Annotated in this window: 26 protein-coding genes; 14 read left to right on the forward strand and 12 right to left on the reverse strand. The window is 65.1% G+C overall.

All coding sequences use genetic code 11. The annotated features are described in order from the left end of the window. From ACE039_RS18245 to ACE039_RS18270, 6 genes are all read left to right on the forward strand, one after another. Nucleotides 1–211 (forward strand): hypothetical protein (locus ACE039_RS18245; RefSeq protein ID WP_485822976.1); only part of this gene is annotated, 211 nt, incomplete at its 5' end. A gap of 179 nt (nt 212–390) precedes the next feature. Then, complete coding sequence (locus tag ACE039_RS18250) at nt 391–1,506, forward strand: high-affinity branched-chain amino acid ABC transporter substrate-binding protein (RefSeq protein WP_105558197.1); 1,116 nt, start codon at nt 391–393, stop codon at nt 1,504–1,506. Nucleotides 1,507–1,696: 190 nt separating this feature from the next. Then, nucleotides 1,697–2,623 carry a high-affinity branched-chain amino acid ABC transporter permease LivH gene (gene livH / locus ACE039_RS18255; RefSeq protein WP_105558196.1) on the forward strand — a complete coding sequence of 309 codons (927 nt, stop codon included), beginning with the start codon at nt 1,697–1,699 and terminating at the stop codon, nt 2,621–2,623. Then, a complete protein-coding gene (locus ACE039_RS18260; protein ID WP_199196857.1) occupies nt 2,623–3,858 on the forward strand; it encodes a high-affinity branched-chain amino acid ABC transporter permease LivM in 1,236 nt (411 codons plus the stop codon). Before livH ends, ACE039_RS18260 begins: the two co-directional genes overlap by 1 nt. Continuing rightward, entirely contained in the window at nt 3,855–4,622 is a 768-nt protein-coding gene (gene livG / locus ACE039_RS18265; protein ID WP_105558194.1) for a high-affinity branched-chain amino acid ABC transporter ATP-binding protein LivG, read from the forward strand. Before ACE039_RS18260 ends, livG begins: the two co-directional genes overlap by 4 nt. Next, nucleotides 4,622–5,323, forward strand: a complete 702-nt coding sequence (locus ACE039_RS18270; RefSeq protein WP_105558193.1) for an ABC transporter ATP-binding protein — start codon at nt 4,622–4,624, stop codon at nt 5,321–5,323. Before livG ends, ACE039_RS18270 begins: the two co-directional genes overlap by 1 nt. Before the next feature lie 92 nt (nt 5,324–5,415). Here ACE039_RS18270 and cuyB read toward each other — a convergent pair whose 3' ends face one another. From cuyB to ACE039_RS18285, 3 genes are read right to left on the reverse strand one after another with little or no spacing between them, the layout of a single operon-like run. Further along, complete coding sequence (gene cuyB / locus ACE039_RS18275) at nt 5,416–6,159, reverse strand: cysteate racemase (protein ID WP_313462330.1); 744 nt, start codon at nt 6,157–6,159, stop codon at nt 5,416–5,418. Nucleotide 6,160: 1 nt separating this feature from the next. Beyond that, nucleotides 6,161–7,642 carry an N-acyl-D-amino-acid deacylase family protein gene (locus tag ACE039_RS18280; RefSeq protein WP_485822977.1) on the reverse strand — a complete coding sequence of 494 codons (1,482 nt, stop codon included), beginning with the start codon at nt 7,640–7,642 and terminating at the stop codon, nt 6,161–6,163. A gap of 8 nt (nt 7,643–7,650) precedes the next feature. Then, nucleotides 7,651–8,628 carry a Bug family tripartite tricarboxylate transporter substrate binding protein gene (locus tag ACE039_RS18285; protein WP_313462333.1) on the reverse strand — a complete coding sequence of 326 codons (978 nt, stop codon included), beginning with the start codon at nt 8,626–8,628 and terminating at the stop codon, nt 7,651–7,653. Nucleotides 8,629–8,748: 120 nt separating this feature from the next. On the opposite strand from ACE039_RS18285, the gene ACE039_RS18290 reads away from it, so the two are divergent. After that, complete coding sequence (locus ACE039_RS18290) at nt 8,749–9,717, forward strand: LysR family transcriptional regulator (RefSeq protein ID WP_485822978.1); 969 nt, start codon at nt 8,749–8,751, stop codon at nt 9,715–9,717. A gap of 49 nt (nt 9,718–9,766) precedes the next feature. Here ACE039_RS18290 and ACE039_RS18295 read toward each other — a convergent pair whose 3' ends face one another. Further along, nucleotides 9,767–10,378, reverse strand: a complete 612-nt coding sequence (locus ACE039_RS18295; RefSeq protein WP_485822979.1) for a glutathione S-transferase family protein — start codon at nt 10,376–10,378, stop codon at nt 9,767–9,769. A 135-nt stretch (nt 10,379–10,513) separates the two neighbouring features. Here ACE039_RS18295 and ACE039_RS18300 point away from each other — a divergent pair, with 135 nt between their 5' ends. Beyond that, nucleotides 10,514–11,686, forward strand: a complete 1,173-nt coding sequence (locus ACE039_RS18300) for a PQQ-dependent sugar dehydrogenase (RefSeq protein ID WP_485822980.1) — start codon at nt 10,514–10,516, stop codon at nt 11,684–11,686. 3 nt (nt 11,687–11,689) lie between these two features. Further along, nucleotides 11,690–12,328: a glutathione S-transferase family protein gene (locus ACE039_RS18305; protein WP_485822981.1), complete on the forward strand. Its 639-nt coding sequence runs from the start codon at nt 11,690–11,692 to the stop codon at nt 12,326–12,328. Between the two features lie 16 nt (nt 12,329–12,344). Here ACE039_RS18305 and ACE039_RS18310 read toward each other — a convergent pair whose 3' ends face one another. Both ACE039_RS18310 and ACE039_RS18315 read right to left on the reverse strand, forming a co-directional pair. Next, nucleotides 12,345–13,253 carry a DMT family transporter gene (locus tag ACE039_RS18310; RefSeq protein ID WP_105558185.1) on the reverse strand — a complete coding sequence of 303 codons (909 nt, stop codon included), beginning with the start codon at nt 13,251–13,253 and terminating at the stop codon, nt 12,345–12,347. Between the two features lie 70 nt (nt 13,254–13,323). After that, nucleotides 13,324–13,701 (reverse strand): DUF423 domain-containing protein, encoded by a 378-nt coding sequence (locus ACE039_RS18315; RefSeq protein ID WP_105558184.1) that lies wholly within the window; start codon nt 13,699–13,701, stop codon nt 13,324–13,326. Between the two features lie 160 nt (nt 13,702–13,861). Between ACE039_RS18315 and parS the strand changes: the two genes are divergently transcribed. Together parS and ACE039_RS18325 are read left to right on the forward strand one after the other, a co-directional pair. Continuing rightward, a complete protein-coding gene (parS, locus tag ACE039_RS18320; RefSeq protein ID WP_448709129.1) occupies nt 13,862–14,347 on the forward strand; it encodes a type II RES/Xre toxin-antitoxin system antitoxin in 486 nt (161 codons plus the stop codon). Next, on the forward strand, nt 14,344–14,856 hold the full coding sequence (locus tag ACE039_RS18325) for an RES family NAD+ phosphorylase (protein WP_105558182.1): 513 nt from the start codon (nt 14,344–14,346) through the stop codon (nt 14,854–14,856). Before parS ends, ACE039_RS18325 begins: the two co-directional genes overlap by 4 nt. A 42-nt stretch (nt 14,857–14,898) precedes the next feature. Here ACE039_RS18325 and ACE039_RS18330 read toward each other — a convergent pair whose 3' ends face one another. Together ACE039_RS18330 and ACE039_RS18335 are read right to left on the reverse strand one after the other, a co-directional pair. Next, the gene (locus ACE039_RS18330) at nt 14,899–15,960 is read right to left on the reverse strand and encodes an alcohol dehydrogenase (protein ID WP_485822982.1); all 1,062 of its coding nucleotides are present in this window, start codon (nt 15,958–15,960) and stop codon (nt 14,899–14,901) included. 48 nt (nt 15,961–16,008) lie between these two features. Beyond that, nucleotides 16,009–17,217, reverse strand: coding sequence for an ABC transporter substrate-binding protein (locus tag ACE039_RS18335; RefSeq protein WP_105558180.1), 1,209 nt, complete (start codon nt 17,215–17,217; stop codon nt 16,009–16,011). A gap of 235 nt (nt 17,218–17,452) precedes the next feature. On the opposite strand from ACE039_RS18335, the gene ACE039_RS18340 reads away from it, so the two are divergent. Beyond that, entirely contained in the window at nt 17,453–18,193 is a 741-nt protein-coding gene (locus ACE039_RS18340) for an IclR family transcriptional regulator (protein ID WP_105558179.1), read from the forward strand. A gap of 25 nt (nt 18,194–18,218) precedes the next feature. Here the strand turns inward: ACE039_RS18340 and rocF are convergent, their stop codons facing one another. Both rocF and rocD read right to left on the reverse strand, forming a co-directional pair. Beyond that, nucleotides 18,219–19,157: an arginase gene (gene rocF, locus ACE039_RS18345; protein ID WP_448709135.1), complete on the reverse strand. Its 939-nt coding sequence runs from the start codon at nt 19,155–19,157 to the stop codon at nt 18,219–18,221. 20 nt (nt 19,158–19,177) lie between these two features. Continuing rightward, nucleotides 19,178–20,413, reverse strand: coding sequence for an ornithine--oxo-acid transaminase (gene rocD / locus ACE039_RS18350; RefSeq protein ID WP_485822983.1), 1,236 nt, complete (start codon nt 20,411–20,413; stop codon nt 19,178–19,180). Nucleotides 20,414–20,578: 165 nt separating this feature from the next. Here rocD and ACE039_RS18355 point away from each other — a divergent pair, with 165 nt between their 5' ends. Further along, nucleotides 20,579–21,400, forward strand: coding sequence for a MetQ/NlpA family ABC transporter substrate-binding protein (locus tag ACE039_RS18355; RefSeq protein ID WP_485823167.1), 822 nt, complete (start codon nt 20,579–20,581; stop codon nt 21,398–21,400). Nucleotides 21,401–21,414: 14 nt separating this feature from the next. Here ACE039_RS18355 and ACE039_RS18360 read toward each other — a convergent pair whose 3' ends face one another. Next, nucleotides 21,415–22,611, reverse strand: coding sequence for an MFS transporter (locus ACE039_RS18360; protein WP_485822984.1), 1,197 nt, complete (start codon nt 22,609–22,611; stop codon nt 21,415–21,417). 92 nt (nt 22,612–22,703) lie between these two features. Here ACE039_RS18360 and ACE039_RS18365 point away from each other — a divergent pair, with 92 nt between their 5' ends. Continuing rightward, nucleotides 22,704–23,171 carry an Lrp/AsnC family transcriptional regulator gene (locus ACE039_RS18365; RefSeq protein WP_105558175.1) on the forward strand — a complete coding sequence of 156 codons (468 nt, stop codon included), beginning with the start codon at nt 22,704–22,706 and terminating at the stop codon, nt 23,169–23,171. A gap of 4 nt (nt 23,172–23,175) precedes the next feature. On the opposite strand, the gene ACE039_RS18370 is transcribed toward ACE039_RS18365, so the two are convergent. Beyond that, the gene (locus ACE039_RS18370; RefSeq protein ID WP_485823168.1) at nt 23,176–24,348 is read right to left on the reverse strand and encodes a metallophosphoesterase; all 1,173 of its coding nucleotides are present in this window, start codon (nt 24,346–24,348) and stop codon (nt 23,176–23,178) included. Nucleotides 24,349–24,376 lie beyond the last annotated feature (28 nt).

A 24,376-nucleotide genomic window follows, 5' to 3' on the forward strand; every position in this document is an offset into this window, starting at 1 on the left:
CCGTCATGCGCGCATTTTTATTAACGCGATCGGCATTATCCGTAAGACCTGCGTAAGTACTGTATATAAATGCGATTTCGAACAGCGTATTAATGATTTTTCATATAAACGCCAAGCACAAATCCTTGTTGAATGCCAAGGGATAACTAAGGCAGATTTGCGATTTCTCCAGCGAATTCATGGCCTTGCCGCGATGATCCGTCACGATTAAAGGTTGGCCGGGAAATATTGGGGATTACACGCAGTGACAGTATGGCGGCTTGCTTCCAGAATACCGCCCACACCGTGTTTTTGCCCAAGAAGCCGGCGACGCGCGAAACGGATTGCGGGGTACCCACCCGATAAACCGTTTCGATCAGAGCCGCTCAAAACCTCGCTGGAGAACTCCGCATGAAGTTTCTGAATCGCCTTACCCCGGTTGCCATGGCGCTTGGGGCACTTGCCTTGGCTGGCGCCGCGCACGCCGCCGACACGATCAAGATCGGCATTCCCCAGCCCATGACCGGTCCCAATACGCAATACGGCGACCAGATCCAGGCCGGCGCCTTGACCGCCATCGAAACCATCAACGCCAAGGGCGGCGTGAAGGGCAAGAAGCTTGAACCGATCCTGATCGACGACGGCTGCGAACCCAAGCAGGCCGTGCCGGCCGCCAACCGCGTGGTCAACTCCGGCGCCAAATTCGCCGTGGCCCATGCGTGCTCCGGCGTAACGGTCGCCGCCGTTAAGGTCTACGAGGAAGAGGGCATTGTCGGCATCACCCCGGGCGCCACGTCGCCGCTGGTGACCGACACCATCAAGCCGCATTATTTCTTCCGCACGATCGGCCGCGACGACCAGCAAGGCCCGTATGCCGCGTCCTACATCGCCAAGACGCTGAAGCCGCAGAAGGTTGCCGTGCTGCACGACAAGCAGACCTACGGTTCGGGCGTGGCCACGCAAGTCAAGGACGCGCTGGCCAAGCAGAACGTCAACGTGGCCCTGTTTGAAGGCATCAACGTCGGCGACAGCGACTACTCGGCCATCATCACCAAGCTGAAGTCGGCAGGCGTGGACCTGGTCTATTTCGGCGGCTATCACCCCGAACTGGGCCTGCTGTTGCGCCAGGCGCGTGAGCAGGGCCTGAAGGTCCAGTTCATGGGCCCCGAAGGGACGGCCAACCAGGACCTGGTGGCCATCGCCGGTCCGGCCATCGACGGCTTGCTGGTGACGCTGCCCGCCGACTTCACCAAGTTGCCCGGCAACGAGGGCATCGTGAAGGCCTTCAAGGACGCCAAGCGCGATCCGGACGGCGCCTTCCAGATGCCGGCATACGCCGCCGTGCAGATCCTGGCCGACAGCATCAACGCCGTGGGCGAAGACCCCGCCAAGGTCGCGGACTACATGCACAAGACCACCTTCAATACCGGTATCGGCAAGGTTGAGTACGATGCCAAGGGCGATTTGAAGAACTTCGAATTCGCCGTTTACAAATGGGACAAGAACGGAAAGAAGACCCAGCTGTAAACTCGCGATCCCGCCGGCACGGTGCCGGCGTGTAGGGCCTGTCGTCCTCGTTGTGCCGTAATCCGCGTAGCGATGCGCCAAAAGCGCTGTGCGGCCGGCATAAGCTGACTACAGGCCCTTATAAAATACGCCCAGGTTTCCGGCTCCGGGTCTCGCTACCGGGGCCGGAACCATTTGGAGCAAGAGAAATATGTCCGACCTCATACCCCAACTTACCCAGCAATTCTTCAATGGATTGTCTCTGGGCGCGATCTATGCGTTGATTGCCATCGGCTACACAATGGTCTACGGCATCATCGGTATGATCAACTTCGCCCACGGCGAAATCTATATGATCGGCGCCTATGTCGGCCTGGTCACCTTGACGTCCATCGGCACCAATAGCGGTCTGCCGATGCCGTTCATTATCGCGGCCATGCTGCTTGTTGCGATCACCGTGACCGGTATCTACGGCTTTTCCGTCGAACGCGTGGCCTACCGGCCCGTGCGAGGCAGCCCCCGGCTGGTGGCGCTGATCTCGGCGATCGGGATGTCGATCTTCCTGCAGAACTGGGTCGCGCTTGGCCAAGGCGCGCGCGACATGGCCGTGCCCTCGCTGGTATCGGGCGCCGTGCAGTTCCACATGGGATCCGATTTTGACGTGACGGTGCCGTATTCGCGCATCATGATCATCGTCGTGACGGTCGTGCTGATGATCGGGCTGACGCTGTTCATCAAGTATTCCCGCATGGGCCGCGCCTCGCGCGCCTGCTCGCAGGATATGCACATGGCCAATCTGCTGGGCATCGATACCAACCGCGTGATCTCTTTCACGTTCGTGATGGGCGCGATCCTGGCGGCGGTGGGGGGCGTGTTGATCGCCATCACCATCGGCAAACTGAATCCCTTCATCGGCTTCCTGGCCGGCATCAAGGCCTTCACGGCGGCGGTGCTGGGCGGCATCGGCAGCATTCCTGGCGCCATGCTGGGCGGCGTGCTGCTGGGCTTGGCCGAGACCTTCGCGGCCGCGTATATCTCGTCACAGTACAAGGACATCGTGGCGTTTTCGCTGCTGGTCCTGATTCTGCTGTTCCGTCCCACCGGGCTGCTGGGCAAACCTGAGGTGGAAAAAGTCTGATGTCGAAAAATAATCTTAAAAACGCCACGATGGCGGCCGTGCTGACGGCGGTCATCGTCACGCCGGTGTTTGGCCTGCAACTGATCCGCCAGGGCGCGCGCACCTCGATGGAATCGCACTGGGGGCTGGTGGCGCTTGCCGCGGCCGTCGTGTTCCTGTTCCAGATGCTGCGTCCGTGGATCGCCGCGCCATTCAAGAAGCTGAAGACGTCGCTGCCGACCTTGCCGTCCGCACCCGCCAAGAGCCACAAGGGGCTGGCGCTGCTGCTTCTTGCGATCGCGGTCGTCTGGCCATTCTTCGCGGGCCGCAGCTCGGTCGACATCGCCACGCTGGTGCTGATCTATGTGATGTTGGGCCTGGGCCTGAATATCGTCGTGGGGTTCGCGGGCCTGCTGGACCTGGGTTTCGTCGGCTTCTACGCCGTCGGCGCCTACACCTATGCCTTGCTGTACCACTGGGGTGGCTGGAGCTTCTGGGAAGCGCTGCCGTTCTCGGGCGCGATGGCGGCGTTGTTCGGCTTCGTGCTGGGCTTTCCCGTGCTGCGCCTGCGGGGCGACTACCTGGCCATCGTGACGCTTGGGTTCGGTGAAATGATCCGTCTGCTGCTGATCAACCTGAACACGCTGACCGGCGGGCCGGACGGCATCTCGGGAATTCCGAAGCCCACGGTCTTTGGCCTGGAAATGACGCGCCGCGCCAGCACGGAAGGCGGCACGACGTTCCATGACTTCTTCGGGCTGACGTTCCAGAATCAGCACATGGTGATCTACCTGTACATGATGGCGCTGTTGCTGGCGCTGATCACGCTGTTTGTCTCGACGCGCCTGATCCGCATGCCGGTCGGCCGCGCCTGGGAAGCATTGCGCGAGGACGAGATCGCGTGCCGGTCGCTGGGGCTGAACCCCACGCGCATCAAGCTGTCCGCGTTCACGCTGGGCGCCACCTTCGCCGGCTTCGGCGGCGCGTTCTTCGCGGCGCGCCAGGGCATGGTGAACCCGGAGTCCTTTACCTTCATCGAATCGGCGCTGATCCTGGCCATTGTGGTGCTGGGCGGCATGGGTTCGCAGGTGGGCGTGATCCTGGCGGCCGTGCTGTTGACGGTCTTGCCGGAACTGGCGCGGGAATTCGCCGAATACCGGATGCTGATGTTCGGTCTGGTGATGGTGTTGATGATGATGTGGCGTCCGCAGGGGTTGTTGCCCATGAAGCGTCCCCACGTGGAGCTGTCTAAATGAGCGAGGCATTGCTGAAAGTATCCGGGCTCACCATGCGGTTCGGCGGCCTGCTTGCCGTCGACAGCGTGGCGTTCGAAGTCAAATCCGACGAGGTGTTTGCCATCATCGGCCCCAACGGCGCCGGCAAGACCACCGTGTTCAACTGCGTTGGCGGTTTTTATGCGCCGACCGCGGGCGACATCATCATGGACGGCAAGCCGATCACCGGGCTGCCCAGCCATAAGGTCGCCCGTCATGGGCTGGTGCGCACGTTCCAGAACGTGCGGCTGTTCAAGCAGCTGACCGTGCTTGAGAACCTGCTGGTGGCGCAACACATCCAGGTGGAATCGCGGCTGCTGCCGGGGTTGTTGAAGCTGAAGGGCTATCGCCAGTCCGAAGCCGACGCGCTGTCGCGTGCGGCGCAATGGCTGGACTTCATGGGGCTGCGAGAGTTCGCCAACCGCGAAGCCGGCAACCTGGCATATGGCCACCAGCGCCGCCTGGAGATCGCGCGATGCATGATCACCAAGCCGCGCCTGCTGATGCTGGACGAGCCGGCCGCTGGCCTGAATCCCCAGGAAAAGCGCGATCTGCAATCGCTCATTGATCAGCTGCGGCGCGAGTTCGGCGTTGCGGTGCTGCTGATCGAGCACGACATGAGCCTGATCATGGGCATTTCCGACCGTATTCTCGTCATGGAGCACGGCAAGCCCATTACTACCGGCACCCCCGAGCAGGTGCGCAACGACGAGCGCGTCATCAAGGCGTACCTGGGGGAGGAATGATGCTTAAGCTGGAAAACATACACACCTACTACGGCGCGATTCAAGCGTTGAACGGGGTGTCGGTGGACGTCAACAAAGGCGAAATCGTGACGTTGATCGGGGCCAACGGCGCCGGCAAGACGACGCTGCTGATGACGGTCTGCGGAAACCCCAGGGCGCGCGAAGGCAAGATCACGTTTGAAGGCGAGGACATCACCCACAAGGACACGCACCACATCATGCGCAATGGCATTGCCATTTCGCCGGAAGGGCGTCGTGTCTTCAAGGATTTGACGGTTGCCGAAAACCTGATGATGGGCGGCTTTTTTTCGAAGCGGTCGGAAATCGAGGCGGGCATCGAGCACGTCTACGGTTTGTTCCCGCGTTTGAAAGAACGTTCCGCGCAGCGCGCCGGCCTGATGTCGGGCGGCGAACAGCAAATGCTGGCCATCGGCCGGGCCCTGATGACGCGTCCGCGCCTGTTGTTGCTGGACGAGCCGACGCTGGGCCTGGCGCCGCTGGTGATCGCGCAGATCTTCGACATCATCCGCGAGATCCGCGAACAAGGCGTGACGGTGTTCCTGGTGGAGCAGAACGCGAACAAGGCGCTGGGCGTGGCCGATCGCGGCTATGTGCTGGAGAACGGCCGTGTCGTGCTGCAGGACACGGGCGCCAATTTGCTGGTCAACGATCAGGTGCGCAAGGCTTACCTGGGCGGTTGACGGTTAGATCGACATTCCCCGCGAAGGGAAATTGGGCGCATCGGAAGATGCGCTTTTTTTTGCTGGAAAGCGGTGATGCGCGCGCGCAACCATCACGCCGCGATAAGCTGCTTGGCCAAGTCGGCTTCATAGTGCGCAATGGCGGCGCGGGCCAGTGCATCGATTGAATCCGTCAGCATCACACCCAGGCCGGGGCGCAGCGCATGCGGCACGGCTAGCGGCAGTTCGGTGCAACCGAGCACCACGGCATCGGCGCCGCGGGCCTTCAGGCGCGCGATGCACTCGGCGGCCGGCGCGAACGCGGCTTCCAGTTGATTGCCTTTGACGGCGCGGATCGAGCCCATGCAGTAGCGTTCGACCTCGTCGTCGTCCGGCACGATGCACTCGTAGCCTTGGGCCTCGAGACGCTTCTGGTAAAGCCCCAGCTTCAGCGTGGCCGCGGTGCCCATCAGGCCAATGCGGCCACGGGGCAGGCCGAGGCGGCGCAGGTCGTCGATAACGGCCTGGATGATGTGCAGCACCGGCACGCCGGTGGACGCCGCGATCTCGTCATACCAGAGGTGCGCCGTGTTGCACGGGATGGCGATCAACTGCGCACCGGAGGCTTCCAGGAAACGCACGCCGTCGACCATGTAGGGCAGGGGGCTTTCGCCGCCCGCCATGTAGGCGCTGGAACGGTCGGGAATGCGGGGATCGTTGCGCAACAAGGTGGGGATGTGTTGCTGGTCAATCGCGGCGGGCGTCAGCGCCGCCAGGCGTAGGGCAAAGGCCGCGCCGGCCATCGGGCCCATGCCGCCCAATACACCCAGGTAGCAGCCCTGGGAAAACGTCTTCACTTTATAAACTCCGAGGTAATGCGTCGCCGGGCGTCAGGACCTGTCCCGGGCGTTCAGCGCCAGTTCGTTCCCCGTCCCACACCTGCTTGCCGTTGACCCACACCGCGTGGATGCCTTGGCTTGCCTGAATGGGAGCTGAAAAAGTGGCCACATCTGTCACCGTGGCGGGATCGAACAGCACCAGGTCAGCATGATAACCCTCGTGCAGCAGTCCACGCTTGGCGATTCCATATTGGCCCGCCGCCAGGCCCGTCATCTTGTGAATGGCGGCCTCTAGCGACAGCAGTTGCTGTTCGCGCACCATCGTGCGCAAGACATTGGTGAACGTGCCCCATTGGCGGGGGTGCGGATGCGGATCGAAGGGCAGGCCGTCCGACCCGACCATCGTCAGCGGATGCGCGAAGATGCGGTTGACGTCGGCCGGGTCCATCAGGAAGTAGATCGCGCCGGCGGGGGCCAGGCGCGCGACGGCGGCCTCGTCGTCCAGGCCCAGCGCTTGCATGACCTCGCTGAAATCGCGGCCGGTGGCCTCGGGGTAGCCCTTGGACCAGGTAATCATTGTGCGGCTGGCCAGCCGCGCCCGGTCCAGGCGCAGCATGGTGGACGTGGCCGGATAAGGGTGGCAGTCCAGGCATACGGGCTGGCTGGCGGCGGCGCGGCTGATCAGGTCCAGGGTTTCGCGGGTGCGGCCATGATTGCGTTCGCCCGCCAGCTTGTGGTGCGAGAACACCACGCGGCAGTCGAGTTCGCGGCCGATCAGCAGCGCTTCCTCCATGGCCGGAACGATGTGGTCGGCTTCGTCGCGCAAGTGGGTGGCGTACAGACCGACCCGGCCGGATTCCCGCGCGTCCTTGAGCGGACGGCAGACGTCGATGATCTCGTCGGTGGGTGCGGCGCTGGCCGGTGGGTAGAACGTGCCGGTGGAGACGCCGAAGGCGCCGGCGTCCAGGGCTTCTTGCATCAGCTCGCGCATTGCGGCGCGTTCGCCGTCGTTCGCGGCACGCGACGTATCGTTCATGACGGCGACGCGCAGCGTGGTGTGCCCCACCAGCGGGATCACGTTCACGGCGGCCGGCGTGGCGCGCAGGGCGTCCATCCACGCCCGAAACGTGCCAAAGCGGAACAGGTCGGGCGGGCCCAGCAGGTCCAGCGGTTGCGGGACGGCGTCGCGCTCAAGTGGCGCCAGGCTGATCCCGCAGTTGCCGGTGACGACCGTGGTGATGCCTTGCGACACTTTGGGCAACATGTCCGGATGCGCCAGCAGGTAGCCGTCGTCGTGGGTGTGCGAATCGATGAAGCCCGGGGCCAGGACCTTGCCCCGTCCGTCGACTACCGGCACGCCTTCGGGGTGGACGAAACGGCCCACTGCGACGATGCGGTCGCCCAGCACGGCCAGGTCTGCCTGGTGCGCGGGGCCGCCCGAGCCGTCGATAAGCGCGGCGCCCGCGACGATGAAATCTGCCTGCAAAGTGCAATCCGTCATGAGGCTGCTTAGTCCAGTTTTTCGATGCCGGCGTTGTCGATGATCTTCTGCCACTTGACCGTTTCACGATCAATCAGCTGCTTGAAGTCGTCGGGCGAACCCGCGGCCGGCACCGCGCCAAGCGTGGCCAGTCCGGTGCGCACGTCGGGTGCCTGAAGGGCTTTCTGGATGGCGGCGTTCAGCGTGGCCACCACCTCGGCGGGCGTGCCCTTGGGTGCCACGACGCCGCCCCACGCGACCGTTTCATAGCCCTTCAGGCCAGATTCGTCCAGGGTCGGCACCTCGGGCATCAAGGGCAGGCGTTTCAGGCTGCTGACGCCGATGGCGCGGACCTTGCCGCTCTTGACCAGGGGGGTGGCTTCCGAGGTGTTCACGAACAGGTAGTCCAGGCGGCCGCCCAGCAGGTCCTGGATGGCGGCGGGGCCGCCGTTGTACGGGATGAACATCACGTCTAGCTTGGCCATGCTCTTGAAGAGTTCGCCGCCCATGTGGCCAGTGGTGCCGACGCCCGAGGCGCCGTAGGACAGGCGGCCGGGCTGCTTGCGGGCCAGGTCGATCAGGTCCTGCACGCTCTTGACCGGGGAATCGGCCGGTACGATCAATGCGTTGTACAGGTCGAACAGGTGGGCGACCGGCGTCAGGTCCTGGTCCACGTCATAGGGCAGGCGCTTGAACAGCGAGCGGTTCACGGCAAGCGTATTGATGTTGCCGTAGCCCACGGTGTAGCCATCGGCCGCGGCACGCTTGACCAGCGCGATGCCGATGTTGCCCGCGGCGCCCGGGCGGTTTTCGACGACCATCGTGGCGCCGGTGTCGCGGGCCAGTTGCGTTGTGATCAGGCGCGACAGCACGTCGGGCGATCCGCCCGCGGCGGACGGCACGATGAACGTGATGGGCTTGTCGGGATACGGGCCGGCGACGGCGGCGCCGATCAGCGAGGTGCTCAGGGCTATCGCGGAAAGGCTGCGGAAAATGGTGCGGTACATGGTGGTATTCCCCTTGTTTTGTTGTGTTGACCGGCGCAGATTACACCTGCGCTGCGGCGCAGCATCATCGAAAAATGTGGCAATCCTATAATCCGCCGTTATCGATCAAGGGGAAGAAATTTGGATGCGGATGCCTATGCCGACGAGGTCGGCCCCAGTGCCGGACGGCCGTTGAACCTGCGTCAGATCGAGGTATTCCGGGCCATCATGATGTCCGGTTCGATCAGCGGGGCGGGGCGGATGCTGCACGTATCGCAACCTGCCGTCAGCCGGGTGCTGGCGCTGACCGAGAGCCGGCTGGGATACCGTCTGTTCGAACGCGTGAAGAGCCGCTTGTCGCCCACGGCCGAGGCGCGCCGGCTGTACGCCGAAGTCGAGCAGGTCTATGGCGGTATCCAGCGCGTGAACGATCTGGCGGCCAGTTTGGGACAGTCGGGCGCGGGCATGCTGAAGATCGTGGCCAGCGCCAGCTTCGGCCAACGGTTGGTCCCGATGGCGTTGGAGCGGTTTCGGGGGCGCAATGCGGATGCCCGCGTGGACTACCGCAGTGTCACGTTCGACGAACTTGCGGCGTACTTCCTGTCCGGGCAGGCGGACATCGGCATTTCGATGCAGCCGCCCGATCATCCCAACCTGACATCGGTTCGGCTGGCGCAAGTGCCGGTGGTCTGCGTGATGCCGAAATCGCACCCGCTGGCTCGCCATGATGTGGTGCGCCCGGAGGATTTCGCGTCGGCCGCATGGATCGGTTACCCGCGAGACACGCCGCTGGGGCGGGCGTTGCAGCCGTTCTTCGGGGAGGGGCCGCGATGCGCCGCAGCGGTCGAAGTGCACTCGCCGGTGACGGCCTGTTCGTTCGTGCAGCAGGGGTTGGGGCCGGCGCTGGTGGACGCGTGGTGCGTGGCGCCCGACCTGGCGGCGCAGACGGTGCTGCGACCCATCGAGCCCGCAGCCTGCGTCGAAATCTGGGCCACGCATTCGAATCTGAGCGCGCCGCCGTTATTGGCTCGGCGCTTCCTGGCGGCGGTGAAGAAAACGCTGGAGGGCGCAGCGTTTTCGGGGCCGCCAGGCGCGCCGGACAAAAACTGAATCGGAAGGGCTGGGGGGCAGGGGAAGCCGCCCGCCGCCAGCCTTCGCGTTACAGCCCTTCGGCCTTCAGCGCGGCCTGGACACCCTTGTCGGCTTCCATGCGCTTGAAGAATGCCGCCAGGTTGTCCTGACCGGACAGGTCCACGCCCCTGGCATGCGCCCAGCGCAGCACGACGTACAGGTAGGCGTCGGCGATGGAGGGCGCGTCGCCCGTCAGGTACGGCTTGCCGGCCAGTTGCGCGTCCAGCTGCGAGAACAGCTTGGTCAGCAGCTTCGAAGCCGAGTCGGCCAGTTCTTTCTGCGCGCCTTCGTCGCTCAGGAAGCGGGACGCACCGAAGATCATCGAGAACGTCTTGTGGATGTCGGAGTTGATGAAGCCCACCCAGCGGCGCACATCCGCGCGTGAACGCGCGCTGCCGTCGCCCAGCAGCTTGCTCTGCGGGGCCTGTTCGGCGATGTATTCCAGGATCGAGGCGTTCTGCGTCGCGGTCCAGTCGCCATCGGTCAACGCGGGTACGGCGCCTAGCGGATTCACCTTCAGAAAGTCAGCGCCCTTGAGCTCCTCGCGGCTGAGCTTGTGCGTCTCGTATGGTTTGCCGACCCACTCCAGGACGATGTGGGAAGCGAGCGAGCACGCGCCGGGCATGTAGTACAGTTTCATGTGATGGGGTCTCCTGAGAGGAAGGACGGGAGGCACCGTCCCTGGGCGCTATGGTACGCCAACCAAGGCCGAGGCCCCGCCTTCCTGCCATGCCATCCGTGCCCGCATTCAACCCAGTTGCCGCCGGAGATGTCCATGCAGTCACGCACCGCCGCGAGCCCGCGCGCGATCCCCCTGTTCGTATCCTCGTTGCTGGCCGTCGCGGGCGCCTTTCACGCCGCGTCGCCTGCGCGCGCCGCCCAGGAACCGCCCGCGGTGGCCTCCCGCGTCACGCCTGTCGTGGGCGGATTGGATCATCCTTGGGCAATGGCCTTTCTACCCGACGGCGGTGTGTTGATCACCGAACGGCCCGGCAATCTGCGCTTGCTCCGCACGCCGGGCGGGCTGTCGAAACCGCTCTCGGGGGTGCCAAAAGTGGCAGCCTCGGGGCAGGGCGGCTTGCTGGACGTGGCGCTGTCGCCGGATTTCGCCACCGATCGTTATGTGTATTTGTCTTACGCCGAGTCCGACGGCAATAAAAGCGGCACGGTCGTTGGACGCGGACGCCTGGTCGACGACGCCACGGGCCTGCAGGATTTCAAGGTGTTGTTCCGCCAGACCCCCAAGCTGTCGTCGGGTCAGCATTTCGGATCGCGCCTGGTATTCGACGGCAAGGGATATCTGTTCATCGCACTGGGCGAAAACAACCAGCGTCCCACCGCGCAGGACCTCGACAAGCTGCAAGGCAAGGTGGTGCGGCTGAAAACCGACGGCTCGGTGCCGCCCGACAATCCCTTTGCCGGCAAGGCTGGCGCACGGCCCGAGATCTGGTCTTACGGACACCGCAACCCGCAGGGAATGGCGTTGAACCCGTGGTCCGGCGACCTTTGGGAGAACGAGCACGGCCCGCGCGGCGGCGACGAGATCAACCTAGTCAAGCCGGGCAAGAACTACGGTTGGCCGTTGGCGACCTACGGCATCAATTATTCGGGCCAGCCGATACCCGAGGCCAAGGGCGAAACCGCGCCCGGGACCGAGCCGCCGCTGTTCTGGTGGGCCAAGTCTCCCGCGATCAGCGGCATGGCCTTCTATAGCGCCGACCGCTTTCCGGCGTGGCGGAACTCGTTGTTCATCGGCGCGCTGGGCAATCAGAATCTGATCCGCCTGACGCTGGATGGCAATCGGGTCGTGGGGCAGGAGTGGTTGCTGGTGGACCGCAAAAGCCGGATACGCGATGTCCGGCAGGGGCCGGATGGATATGTCTATGTGCTGACCGACGCATCTCCCGGGCAATTGCTGCGGATTGCGCCGGCGGAATCGGGAGAGTGAGCGATGAAGACGTATGAACTGATCGGATCCGCGGGCTGTGGCTCAGCCATCGTCGAGATGGCGCTGGCGCTGGCCAACGTGCCGCATACGCTGACGGACGTGCCGTACCTGAAACCCGGCCCGGAACGCGACAGGCTGCTGGCTCTGAACCCGCTGGGGCAGGTGCCGACGCTGATCACGCCCGACGGCGAGGTCATGACCGAAAGCGCGGCGATGATCCTGCACCTGCATGACGTGGCGCCACAAGCGGGCTTGGCGCCACCGCCCGACAAGCCGGAGCGCGTGCACTTCCTGAATCTGTTGCTGCGGCTGGTCGCCGCCATCTATCCGACCTTCACGTATGGCGACGACCCACCGCAATGGACCACGGAGGGCGCGGCGGCGGACCTGCTGCGCGAACGCGTGCATACGCGCCGGGCGGAACTATGGCTGGAGCTTGAACGCCAGGCGGGCACGCCCCATATGCTGGGCCGCCGCTTCTCGGCGCTGGACCTGTATGTGACCGTCATGACGCATTGGCGGCCCGGGCAGGCGTGGTTCGGCGCTGTCTGCCCGGCGTTGACGGCCGTGGCGCGCGAAGCGGCCATGGAACCCAACGTGGCGCGGGTGTTGCAACGGAATTTCCCGCCGCCCACCGAATAGCCGGAACGGCCCGCCGTTATGCCTTGGCGCGCCGTTTGCCTTTGGCCCGCGCCTCGCGCACCGCGATGTAGACACCGCTGCCGGCGATGATCAGTGCGCCCAGGTAGGCATAGGCATCCGGCGCTTCGCGCCAGAAAATCCAGCCCAGGATCGTGGCCCAGATCAGGCCGGTGTAGTCGAACGGCGCGACGACGGAGGCCGGGCCAATGCGAAAGCCCTGTGTGATCAGGGCCAGCCCCAGCGTGCTGAACAACGCCACGCCGCCGAAGTAAGGCAGGTCTTCCATCGCCGGGGTCTGCCACACCCAAGGCAAGCCGACGGCGCTGCAGACCAGTTGCCCCAGCACGATGTAGAACGTGGTCGTCAGCATGCCTTCGCCGCGGCTGATGCCACGCGCCGTGATCATCATGACGGCATACAGGAAGGCCGTTGTCAGCGGCAGCAGGGTGGCGGGCTGGAAAGCGGACGACCCCGGGCGCACGACGATCAACACCCCGACGAAGCCCGCCAGCACGGCGAGCCAGCGCTTGCCGTCCACGCGTTCTTTCAGGATCAACACCGACAGCGCCGTCACGAACAGGGGGGCGGCGAACGCGATCGCGGTAGCCTCGGCCAGCGGCAACGCGCGCAGGCCCAGGTAGAAGCAACAGGCGGACACCACGTTGATCGCGCCGCGTGTCAGGTGCAGGCCCGGGTGCGTGGTGCGCAGCACCCGGCGGCCCCCCAACCACAAAGCCAGCGTCATGACGAAAGGCAAGGCGATCAAGGCGCGCAGGAACAGGATCTGCAGCGGGTTGTAGTGCGCGCCCAGCCACTTGGCGTTGGCGTCGCTGAGCGTCAGGAAGAAGATGCCGCCCACCACGCAGGCAATGCCTGCGGCGGCGGAGTGGTCCCGGGCGGCGGGTAATACGGTCGAGGAAGACATCTGAAACCTGCAAGAGCGGCGGTTCCTGCCGCCGTGGCGAATAAGGGACGTATGTGCGTCGCGCGGAGGGTCAGCCCTGGGCGCGGTAGGCGGCCAGCGCCACCATCGCCCAGGCGGCCAGGAAGGCCGCGCCGCCCAAGGGCGTGACGGCGCCGAGCCAATGCGTGCCGGTCAGCGACAGAAGGTACAGGCTGCCTGAAAACAGCACGATGCCCACGAACATGACCACGCCGGCCGCCGACAGCAGCGGCGAGCCGAACCGGGCGCCCAGCAGGGCGATGATGAACAGGCCCATGGCGTGGATCAGGTGGTACAGCACCCCCGTCTGCCAGACGGACAGCAATTCCGGCGTCAGCATTCGCTTTAGCCCATGCGCGCCGAAGGCGCCGGCGCCCACTGCCACCATGAGGTTCAACGCTGCGAGAATCGTGAGCTGCCGGTCCGTCATTGCTTGTCCTTTTCCTTGTCTGTGATCGTGTGTAACGCCGCCTATGATATGCCCAAATTCGGTGCATGCCGGGGCGGACCGCGCGCCAACCGCAACCGGCCTGGAAACGGCGTTCCAAATGGGATATCATAAATTCTGTTTGGAACTTCTTGGGGCGCTCATGACTATCGCCATCGTTGGAAAAGCGGCTGACAAACGCGGCGCTTCCGTCAAGCGTCCGCCGCGTCACTCGGCGGTCCGGGCCAAGCAACTGTTCCAGGAACTGGTGGACAGCCCGCTGAGTGACATCGCGCGCGATGTGCGCCGGGGGTTGCCGGCGCAGATGGTGGACGACGCCGCTGACTTCCTGCAGGTCCCCAAATCGGAAATCATGGCCATCACCGAGGTCAAGGCGGCATCGTTGTCGCGGTGGACGCGCGAGGGGCAGATGTTGCCCCTGGGCGAATCCGACCGCTTGGCGCGCGTTGCGCGTGTGGCGCGGGTCGCCCGCCAGGTGCTGGGCAGCGACGAAGAAGCGGTGTTGTGGCTGAACACGCCGGTGCCCGCCTTGGGGAACGTCAAGCCCTTGTCGTTGCTGACCTCGGACGCCAGCAGCCGCATCGTCGAAGACACCCTGGCGCGCGCGGCCGCCGGTGTCTACGCATGACGGAGTTCGTGTCGCTGTGGCGCATCGGCACGACGGCCGGCAAATACCGGGCCGACGACCTGAGCGGCGCCGGCGCCGCCGCGGTGGGCGGGCGTTACAACAGCCCGGGCACGGCGGTGGTGTATACCTCGTCCAGCGTCGCGCTGGCCGTGCTCGAGACCGTGGTGCATTTCGCGGCCCGCGCATCCGAGCAGGCCAACCGCTATCTGATTGAGCTTGCCGTGCCGCGCGCCATCCATGAGGCCCGCCAGGCCCTGACGCTGGGCCAACTGCAGGAAGACTATCCGTTCTGGGAGGCGGTGCCGTTCGCCGAGGCCTCGCAGGCCGTGGGCGATAACTGGGTGGCGTCGGGCGTATCGGCGTTGCTGGAACTGCCCAGCGCCATCGTGCCGTATCGCGGCGTGCCCGACTGCAATCTGCTGATCAATCCTGCGCATCCGGACGCCGAGCATATTGTCGTGGTCCGGCGCGAACGGTTCATCTACGATCCGCGCTTGCGGCCGGGCTGAGCCCGCCCGGCGCCAAGCGCGGCGCCTTGCCGTGCCAAGACGTCAATCGACCGTCAGTACGGCCCGGCCAACCACCTTGCCGGCGCGCAGCGCGGACAGCACGCTGTCGGCTTCGGCCAGGGCGTGGCGGTGTACCGGCATCGGCGGCACCTTGCCCGCCTGCACCAGCTCCATCAATTCTTGCAGCTCGGTCAGATTGCCAACGTAGCTGCCGATGATGGACATGGCCTTCATGGGGATCAGCGCGATGGGCCACGACGAGGCCCCGCCAAACAGGCCCACGATGATGAGTTTGCCGCCCTTGGTCAGGAAATCGAAGGCGAGCGAGGTGGTGGCGGGCGCGCCGACCAGGTCGATCGCCGCCTGGACGGGTTTGCCGCCCGCCGCTTTGATGATTTGCTGCGCGGCATCCGGCGCGGCGCCGTCGATGGCGGCCAGCGCGCCGGCCTCCAGCGCGGCCTGGCGTTTGGCGGGGTCGATGTCGACGACGATGGCGCCCGCGCCGCCCAGCGCCTTGATCAGGGTCAGGCTCATCAGCCCCAGGCCGCCGGCGCCAAAAATCACCACCGGGTGCGCGCGGTAGATGTCGGCGCCGATTTTCTTGAGGGCGGAATAGGTGGTCAGCCCCGAGCACGCGTAGGGCGCGATCTGCGCCGGATCCAGGTCGCCGATATCGATCAGGTATTTCGGATGCGGCACCACGATGTGATCGGCATAGCCGCCGGCGCGGTGCACGCCCAGGCAGGCGGGGGCGCTGCAGTGGTTTTCCATGCCGGCCACGCAAGACGGGCATTTGCCGCAGCCGATCCACGGATAGACCAGGTAATTGCGGCCGTCCGAAAGCCCCGAGGCCTCCGGGCCGGCCGCGACGACGGTGCCCACGGTTTCGTGGCCCATCGTCAGCGGCAGCGACACGCCGCGATCCTTCAGTGCCAGCGTGCGGCCCTGGCCCAGATCGTAGCCGCCTTCCCACAAGTGGATATCGCTGTGGCACACCCCCGCTGCGCGGACCTTGAGCAGCACCTGCGTCCCTTGCGGGGTAGGCGTGGGCTGGTTCATTTCCTGCAAGGGTTCGCGGAAGTTGACGACGCAATAGCACTTCATGGGATGTCTCCTTTAGTGATTCTTATGGCCGGGGCACTGCGTGGGGCATTACTTCTTGACCAGCGGGCATTCGCTATCGGCAAGCGACACGAACACCTTTTCGCCAGGCACGGTTGACAGAATACGGTAGAAGTCGCCTGGGTACTTGGACTCGGCGGGCTTCTTCACTTCAACCAGATACAGGTCCATGATGACGCGGCCGTCCTCGGGACGGATCCGGGCATTCTTGATCAGTTTGGTGGTGATGGGCAACTCGCGCATCTTCTGATTGACCGCGGCGCCCTCGAACGTGCCGGCCGCCTGGGCAGCTTGCAGGTAGTGGGTCGTGGCGACGTAGCTAAGCGCCTGCACGATGGAAGGCGGACGCGTGACGCCCATCTTTTTCTGCCAGCGTTGCGTCCAGGCGCGGGTGTCTTCGTCGGCATCCCAATAGAAGCCGGTGGGGAAGGTCAGACCCTGGGCGACCGGCAGGCCCATCGCTTGCACGTCGTTGATGAAGGTCAGGAAGGTCAGCAGGCGCTGCTTGCCGCCGGTCAAGCCGAATTCCTGGGCCTGCTTGATCAGGTTGACAAGGTCTCCGCCCGCGCTGGCCAGGCCCACGACGTCGGCCTTGGAAGATTGCGCCTGCACCAGGAACGACGCGAAATCCATGGCGCCCAGCGGGTGACGCGTGCTGCCTACGACCTTGCCGCCCGCGTTCTGCACGAAGCGGCTGGCGTTGCTTTCCAGCGATTTTCCGAAGACGTAGTCGGTGGTGATGAAATACCAGGACTTGCCGCCGCTTTCCACCACGCTCTTCACGACCGCGTTGGCCAGCGCATACGTGTCGGGCGCCCATTGGGTGCTGAGGTTGCTGCATTGCTTGCCGCTGAAGTCGCCGGCGAAGCCGCCGCTGATCAGCGCCGTGCCGCCTTTTTCGCGCGCCACGCCCTGCGCGGCCAGGCCGGCTGAACTGGCGCCGCCGTCCACCACCGCGACGAGACCTTGGGTATCAAACCAACGGCGGACCAGGGCCGAGGCTACATCGGCCTTGTTCTGGTTGTCGGCCCCGATCACTTCGACCGTCTTGCCCGCGACTTTGCCGCCAAAGTCCTCGACGGCCATCCGCACCGCCATCTCGGAGCCTTGTCCGCCCAGGTCCGAATAAATGCCGGAACGGTCGTTGGACACGCCCAGGCGAACCACATCTGATTGCGCTTGGGCCGCGGACGCGGCCATCACGGCGGCGATCGCCGCCAGCAGGGGTTTGATACGCATCTGTCTGTCTCCCGGCCCCGATACGGGCCGAATATTGGAATTATGGTGATGACGCGGTACGACGTTTCGGGGCACTTGTTTTGCAGCCGGATGAAATCTATTTCTTATTGGTAAATAGAAATTCCTGTGCAAGAATTTAGGTTCGCACATATGAAAAGTCAACATAGTGAATTACCTAGCAGATTTACGTGTTTTCTGAGGGCAGGGCCGACCAGGCGCGAACAGGGGCGACACCATGGAAGTGAAACTAGTCGTGCGAACGCTGGAGCTGATCGAGCTGTTCGCGCAGACGCGGCGGCCGATGCCGCTGACCGAATTGGCGCAGGGTTTGGGCGCCCCGATGTCCAGTTGCCTGGCGCTTGTGCGCACGCTGGTCGCACGCGGGTATCTGTACGAAGTCCGCCGTCGCGGCGGGTATTACCCCACTGCCAGACTGCATGCGCTAAGCACGCAGATCCAGACGGGCGATCCGTGGTTGGAGCATGTGCGGCCGCATTTGGCCGCCTTGCGCGACGCGGCCAATGAAACGGTGATGCTGGGCAAAATCCAGGACGGCGCCGCGGTATTCCTGGATGTGGTGGAATCGACCCATCCCGTGCACTATGCGGCCCGCCCGGGAGAACGCCGGCCGATCCATACCAGCGCGGTCGCTCGCGCCATCCTGGCGCGGCTGGGGCCAGCGGATCGGGAAAGCATGCTGGCGGTAGCCGACTATGCGCGTCATACCGAACGCACGCTGGTTACGCGCGACGCCCTGCGCGCCGAGGTGGAACGGACCGACGCGCAGGGATGGGCGGCGAACGTAGGGGAAAGCGTGGCCGACCTGACCGGGTTGGCGGTGGCGCTGGATTTGGGCGGGGAATGGTATGCGCTGTGCATGGCGGGGCCGACGCAGCGTGTGTGGGAACAGCGTGAACAGAATGTGCGCCACCTGCATGCGGCGGCAGAGGCGATCCGCCGCGCGCGGGCAGGCTAGGGGTGGCGCGCGGGCGCGCCACGGGTCACGTGCCGCGCCGCATCAACGTGGACTTGCCGAACAGGCTTTCGATCAGGTCCACCGCCAGTTCCGCCGTCTTGTTACGCACGTCGAAGGCGGGGTTCAATTCCACGACGTCCAGCGATCGCATCAGGCCGGTGTCGGCGATCATTTCCATGCATAGCTGCGCTTCGCGATAGGTCGGGCCGCCGGGCACGGTCGTGCCCACGCCGGGCGCGATCTCGGGGTCCAGGAAATCCACGTCGAAGCTCACATGCAGATGCGTATCGGCGTCAAGTCCGGCCAGCGCGGCGTCCATCGTTGCACGCATTCCCATTTCGTCCAGATAGCGCATGTCGAATACTTCCAGCCCGGCCTCGTGGACCAATTGCTTTTCGCCTTGGTCCACGCTGCGGATGCCGATCTGGCGGACCCAGCCCGGCTCAATGTCGGGCGTCTGGCCGGACATGCCCGTGATCTGCGACGGGCCATAACCACACAGGCAAGCGACCGGCATGCCGTGGACATTGCCGGTGGGCGTCAGCGCGTTCGTATTGAAATCCGCATGGGCGTCCAGCCACAGCACGCGCAGCTTTTTGCCCGTTTCGCGGCAATGGCGCGCCACCGCGCTGATCGACCCGATACCCAGGCAGTGATCGCCGCCCAGCAGGACCGGCAGGCGGCCTTGGGTCAGTTCGGCATAGACGGCATCGTGCACGGCCTGGTTCCACGCCGTGACTTCTTCCAGATGACGGTAGCCGTCCACCGGTGGCAGCCACGGGTTGGCTGGACCGTATAGATTGCCGCGGTCCGTGACCTGGAAGCCTTGCGCTTCGATGACGGGGCCCAGGTCGGCCACGCGCAACGCTTCGGGTCCCATCGATGCGCCGCGCGCGCCCGCGCCGATATCCGTCGGCGCGCCGATCAGGGTGATTTGGCTGGGCAAGGTGGCGGTGTTTTGCACGGGCGGCTCCGGTAAATGCGTCAAGGGGCGGATAGTACCGCGGCAAGCTGGTCGCAGGCCCAGTCGACTTGTTCACGCGTGATGATCAGCGGTGGCGACAGGCGCAGCGTATGGCCGTGGGTGTCCTTGGCCAGCACGCCCCGTGCCTGCAGGCGTTCGCTGAAGCGGCGCGCGCCGCCAGCGTCGGGCGCCAATTCCACCGCCAGCATCAGGCCGCGTCCGCGCACCTCGCGCACTGGGCCGGGCAACGCGCGCAGGCGCTCAAGGAAATAAGCGCCGACAGACGCCGCGTTGTCGATCATGCCTTCGTCGGTCAGCACCTGCAGGGCGGCGCGGGCCACGGCGCACGCCAGCGGATTGCCGCCGAAGGTGCTGCCATGCTGGCCCGGCTGGAACACGCCCAGCACGTCGGCGTTGGACAGGACGGCGGACACCGGGTAGAAGCCGCCCGACAGCGCCTTGCCGATCAGGGTGACATCGGCCTCGATGCCCTCGTGTTCTTCGGCCAGCAGTTTGCCCGTACGGCCCAGCCCGGTCTGGATCTCGTCAAGGATCAGCGTGATGCCGCGTTCGGTGCAGCGTTGGCGCACCCGGGTGAAGTACCCGGCGGGCGGCACCACCACGCCCGCCTCGCCCTGGATGGGTTCCACCAGGAAGGCAACAGTGTTGGGCGTGATGGCCGCGTCGAATGCCTCGAAATCACCAAAGGGCACGACGTTGAAGCCGGGGGCGAAGGGGCCATAGCTGCCGTAGGCGTCGGGGTCGGTGGAAAAGCCCACGATACCCAGGGTGCGGCCATGGAAGTTATTGGCGCAGACAATGATTTCGGCCTGATCCGGGGGCACCCCCCGGACTTCATAGCCCCACTTGCGCACGGCCTTGATGGCGGTTTCCACGGCCTCCGCGCCGCTATTCATCGGCAGGATCTTGTGCGCGCCGGTCAACCGTGCCAGATCTTCATAGAACGGCGCCATCTGGTCGTGCCGGAACGCGCGCGAGGTCAACGTGAGCTTTTGCGCCTGCTCGACCATGGCGGCCAGAATGCGCGGATGGCAGTGGCCCTGGTTGACGGCGGAATAGGCCGACAGGCAATCCAGGTATTTGCGGCCATTGACGTCATGGACCCAGACGCCCTTGCCGCGGGCAATCACCACATCGAGGGGATGGTAGTTGTGCGCGCCCAACTGGTCTTCGATCTGGTCGCGGCGGCGGGCGGCGGACCGCACGCCGGGCAGGGTGGTCAGCACGGCATTCATGTGGACCTCCGGGAGGGACGGATTGCGACCATCTTAGCGCTTGTCCCGGCGTCCCGGCATTGCCATTGCGTGACAAAGGCCTTTCGGGGATCGACGTGCAAGGTGCTGCACAATATCGCCTGCACCGGCGCGGGGCCGGTTTTTCAAGTCACCTGGACACTCTTCATGCTTCTCAAGCACCTGCTCTTCAAACTGGCGCGCGGCGCGGCCGTGGCGGCCCTCGGCGTGGCGGCGTCCGCCACCGCCGTCGCGCAGGAAAAACCCTTGCGTATCGGCGTGATTCCCAGCGTGGCGAATGAAGCGACCGAATTGGCGATTGCGCAGGCGAAGAAAGAAGGTCTGGACGTGAAGCTGGTGGAGTTCAGCGACTGGGTGCTGCCCAACATCGCGGTGGCTGACGGTTCGGTCGACGCCAATTTCTTCCAGCATGAGCCCTTCCTGCAACTGTTCAACCAGCGGCGCGGCGCGAATCTGACGCCCATTGCTTATGGTTATTCCACCACGATCGGGTTGTTCTCGAAAAAGCTGAAGAAGGGCGAGACGGTGCCGGACGGGGCGACGATCGCGGTGCCCAACGATCCCGTGAACACCGGCCGGGCCCTGTTGCTGCTGGAGTCGATCGGGCTGATCAAGCTGAAGCCCGGCGTGGCGCATCAGGCGACGCTGGAAGATGTGGTGCACAACCCCAAGAAGCTGAAATTCGTACCAATCGAAGGTTCGCAGTCGGCACGCACGTTCGACGATGTGACGGCCTCGGTGACCTACACCACGTTCGCCAAGCAGGCCGGGCTGAATGAGAAGGATGGCTTGGCGTTCGACAACACCGACTCCGCCAGCATCCGCCGCTACGCGATCCGCTGGGTGACGAGGCCCGACAAGGCACAGGACCCGCGACTGCTGAAGTTCATTGCCATCTATCAGAATTCGCCGGAAGTCAAAAGCACGCTGAAGCGCCTGTACGGCGACCTGATCAGCTTCCCGTGGTAATCCGGCGCGACGTGTCAGGCGGTGGCTTCGCCGCGCGTGGCGCGGCGGCCATTCAAGCGCCAGTGCAGGCCGAGCGCGGCCGTGCCGACGGCCGCCGAGGCGCATAGCCCCAAGGTGTCGAAGCCCGCGTGCGTATACAGCGTGCCGGCGACGGCCGTGCCCACGCTGGCGCCCAGATAGGTGGTGCAGGTGTTCAGGCCCAGCACCGCGCCGCGTTCTTCGGGGCGCGCGCGCGCCAGCAGCAGCACCAGCAGGTTCAGGCTCAATTGCGACGCGGCGCCCCACAATGCCGCGATGGCCAGCACGGCCGCCAGCGCATGCGCGGCAGGCAGCAACGCCAGATAGACCAGCGCGATCACGCCCAGCGCCAGCGGCAAGGCGCGGCGCGGTCCCACCCGCTCGATCAGCGGCGCGCCCACGATCCCGGCCACCAGAAACCCGGCGCCATAGGCGAACGCGATGAAGCCGACCTGGCCCGCGGACAAGCCCAGCAAGGTGCGGACATGATCCGCAAGGAAGGCGTACACGCCGTAGAAGGCCGACGAGAACGCCAGGCAACCCAGCAGCAGGATGGGCACGTCGCGATACGACAAGGGCGCCAGCAAGCGCGACAGGCGTAGCGGCGCCGGCTTTAGCGCGCGGCGTTCCGGCAGCTTGCGCAGGCCCATCAACGCAATCGCGGCGCACAGGGCCAGGACGCCATAGGTGGCGCGCCACCCCACGGCATCGGAAATCAGCGCGGACAGCGGCACGCCCGCCACCAGCGATACCGACCAGCCGGCGATGACGCGGCCAAGCGTGCGGGCCTCTTGGCCGGGCGGTGCAACCAGCGAGGCCGAGCCATAGGCCGCTGGCAGAATGACGCCGGCGGCGGCGCCCGCCAACGCTTGCGCCAAGGTCAGCACGATCCAGTGCGGCGCGCTGGCGGACAGGGCAAGGGCGGCGATCAACGCCACCATCGCGCCCAGCAGGCTGCGGCGGATGCCGATGCGGTCGATGCGTGCGGCCAGGAAGAACGCGCTGGCGGCGGTGGCCGCGCCGTAGGCCGAGATCGCGGTGCTGATGGTGAGCGCCGACGTCGAGAAGGAACCCGCGACATCGCTCAAGATGGGGCTAAGCGCCAGACCATTGGAGCCGACGACGCTGACGGCGAACATCAATGCGGGGACGGAAGAGGGCGTGCGGGCGTTGCGATTGCTACGGTTCTGCATGCCGGGAATTTTATTGGAATAAAATAAGGGTTAACGCTGATTTTTCCTTATTCCATAAAAGTTCGAATGCCGTAAGGCAGAACCTGATTCCGATGCCAGACCTGGACGACCGCGACCGAAAACTATTAACGCTGCTGGCTGACGACGCCACGCCGAGTTATGCCGAATTAGGCAAAATGCTGAACCTTTCCGCGCCTGCGGTGCACGAACGGGTCAAGCGGCTTAAGCGCGACGGCTTGATCAAGGGCATCGCCGCCAAGCTGGACGGCGCCCGGATCGGCCGGCCACTGCTGGCTTTTGTGCACGTGGACACCAACAACTGGAGCATCACGCAACAGGTGCTGGGGCTGGCGGAACTGACCGAAGTGGAAGAGATTCACACGATCACCGGCAAAAGCGCCATGCTGCTGAAGGTGCGCGTGCGCGACACCCAGGCGTTGGAGCTATTGCTGGCGCGCATCCACAAGATCGACGGCATCACGAACACCACCAGCGATATCGCGCTGACCAGCTATCTGGAACGTGGGCCGCTGCCGGACACCACGCCGGAGGCGGCGTAGGGCGCTAGCCGCGCGTTGGCGCGGCGCGCAGGCGCAGCCGCGTGATTTCCGACGGCGCGCCCAGCCGCTTCGGCGGCCCCCAGTATCCCGTGCCCCGGCTGGTGTACACCCACATTTCGCCCAACCGATGCAGGCCCGCCGTGAACGGTTGCTGAAAGCGCACGAAAAATCCCCAGGGAAAGAACTGCCCGCCATGGGTGTGGCCGGACAGCTGCAGGTGATAGCCCAGCGGTTCAGCGGCAGCGGCGCTGCGGGGCTGATGCGCCAGCAGGATTTTGGCGCGGGCGTCAGCCGGCGCGCCTGCCAGCGCGGCCTTTGGGTTGCTGCGCTGCTGCGGATCGAACGCGCCCGCGCTGTAGTCGGTCACGCCGGCCACGACCACCGGCATCCCCGACGGGTGGATGACCGCGTGCTCGTTCATCAGTACGCGCAGCCCCAAGCGGCGGAACTCCGCGACCCAGGGCGCGGCGCCCGAATAGTATTCATGATTGCCGGTGACCAGATAGACGCCATAAGGCGCACGCAACATGCCCAGCGGGCTGGCCTGCGCGGCCAGATGTTCGACGCTGCCGTCGACCACATCGCCGGTGATGGCGATCATGCCGGGTTGCAACGCGTTGACCGCATCGACGATGGCCTGCACATAGTGTTTCTTGATGGTGGGGCCGACGTGGATGTCGCTGATCTGTACGATCGTGAAGCCGTCCAGCGCTTGCGGCAGGCCTGGGATCGGCACGTCCACATCGACCACCTGGGCCCGCCGGCGCGCGTTATAGAACCCGATCAACGTGCCGGCAGCCGCCAGGGCGGAAACCCCCCAGGCGCTGACGCTGCGCAGCCGCATCCAGGGCAAGGCGGCGCCGGTTGCCAGATCGGCAAGCCAGGCCAGCAGCAGCGCCGCGTCGCGGAGCACCGTCAAGACGAACAGGGATGAAAACAGCCCCATCGCGATCAGGCCGACCCACGCGATGCGGTCGCCCCAGGGCGGATGCACGGACGAACGGCCCAGCATCCCCAGCGGGATCAGGATGCACGAGAGGATGAGGGCGATCGTGGCGGCGGCGGTGCCGGCGTTGCCGAGCAATGCGTCGGGAATCAGCCGGGCGCCGACATAGACGTGGGCAAGCGCCCCGAGCGTCAGGAAGCGCAGGAAAAATGAGGATTGGCGTAGGGACACGGGGCAGGAACGGGGGAGGGGGGGGGGG

The organism is Achromobacter maghribensis (genome assembly GCF_057334215.1).

Excerpts from the sequence above, each read along its gene's own strand:
- ACE039_RS18250 (WP_105558197.1), top strand. The coding sequence starts at position 391 with ATGAAGTTTCTGAATCGCCTTACCCCGGTTGCCATGGCGCTTGGGGCA.
- livH (WP_105558196.1), top strand. The coding sequence starts at position 1,697 with ATGTCCGACCTCATACCCCAACTTACCCAGCAATTCTTCAATGGATTG.
- ACE039_RS18260 (WP_199196857.1), top strand. The coding sequence starts at position 2,623 with ATGTCGAAAAATAATCTTAAAAACGCCACGATGGCGGCCGTGCTGACG.
- livG (WP_105558194.1), top strand. The coding sequence starts at position 3,855 with ATGAGCGAGGCATTGCTGAAAGTATCCGGGCTCACCATGCGGTTCGGC.
- ACE039_RS18270 (WP_105558193.1), top strand. The coding sequence starts at position 4,622 with ATGCTTAAGCTGGAAAACATACACACCTACTACGGCGCGATTCAAGCG.
- ACE039_RS18280 (WP_485822977.1), bottom strand. The coding sequence starts at position 7,642 with ATGACGGATTGCACTTTGCAGGCAGATTTCATCGTCGCGGGCGCCGCG.
- ACE039_RS18285 (WP_313462333.1), bottom strand. The coding sequence starts at position 8,628 with ATGTACCGCACCATTTTCCGCAGCCTTTCCGCGATAGCCCTGAGCACC.
- ACE039_RS18295 (WP_485822979.1), bottom strand. The coding sequence starts at position 10,378 with ATGAAACTGTACTACATGCCCGGCGCGTGCTCGCTCGCTTCCCACATC.
- ACE039_RS18300 (WP_485822980.1), top strand. The coding sequence starts at position 10,514 with ATGCAGTCACGCACCGCCGCGAGCCCGCGCGCGATCCCCCTGTTCGTA.
- ACE039_RS18305 (WP_485822981.1), top strand. The coding sequence starts at position 11,690 with ATGAAGACGTATGAACTGATCGGATCCGCGGGCTGTGGCTCAGCCATC.
- ACE039_RS18310 (WP_105558185.1), bottom strand. The coding sequence starts at position 13,253 with ATGTCTTCCTCGACCGTATTACCCGCCGCCCGGGACCACTCCGCCGCC.
- ACE039_RS18315 (WP_105558184.1), bottom strand. The coding sequence starts at position 13,701 with ATGACGGACCGGCAGCTCACGATTCTCGCAGCGTTGAACCTCATGGTG.
- parS (WP_448709129.1), top strand. The coding sequence starts at position 13,862 with ATGACTATCGCCATCGTTGGAAAAGCGGCTGACAAACGCGGCGCTTCC.
- ACE039_RS18325 (WP_105558182.1), top strand. The coding sequence starts at position 14,344 with ATGACGGAGTTCGTGTCGCTGTGGCGCATCGGCACGACGGCCGGCAAA.
- ACE039_RS18330 (WP_485822982.1), bottom strand. The coding sequence starts at position 15,960 with ATGAAGTGCTATTGCGTCGTCAACTTCCGCGAACCCTTGCAGGAAATG.
- ACE039_RS18335 (WP_105558180.1), bottom strand. The coding sequence starts at position 17,217 with ATGCGTATCAAACCCCTGCTGGCGGCGATCGCCGCCGTGATGGCCGCG.
- ACE039_RS18340 (WP_105558179.1), top strand. The coding sequence starts at position 17,453 with ATGGAAGTGAAACTAGTCGTGCGAACGCTGGAGCTGATCGAGCTGTTC.
- rocD (WP_485822983.1), bottom strand. The coding sequence starts at position 20,413 with ATGAATGCCGTGCTGACCACCCTGCCCGGCGTGCGGTCCGCCGCCCGC.
- ACE039_RS18355 (WP_485823167.1), top strand. The coding sequence starts at position 20,579 with ATGCTTCTCAAGCACCTGCTCTTCAAACTGGCGCGCGGCGCGGCCGTG.
- ACE039_RS18360 (WP_485822984.1), bottom strand. The coding sequence starts at position 22,611 with ATGCAGAACCGTAGCAATCGCAACGCCCGCACGCCCTCTTCCGTCCCC.
- ACE039_RS18365 (WP_105558175.1), top strand. The coding sequence starts at position 22,704 with ATGCCAGACCTGGACGACCGCGACCGAAAACTATTAACGCTGCTGGCT.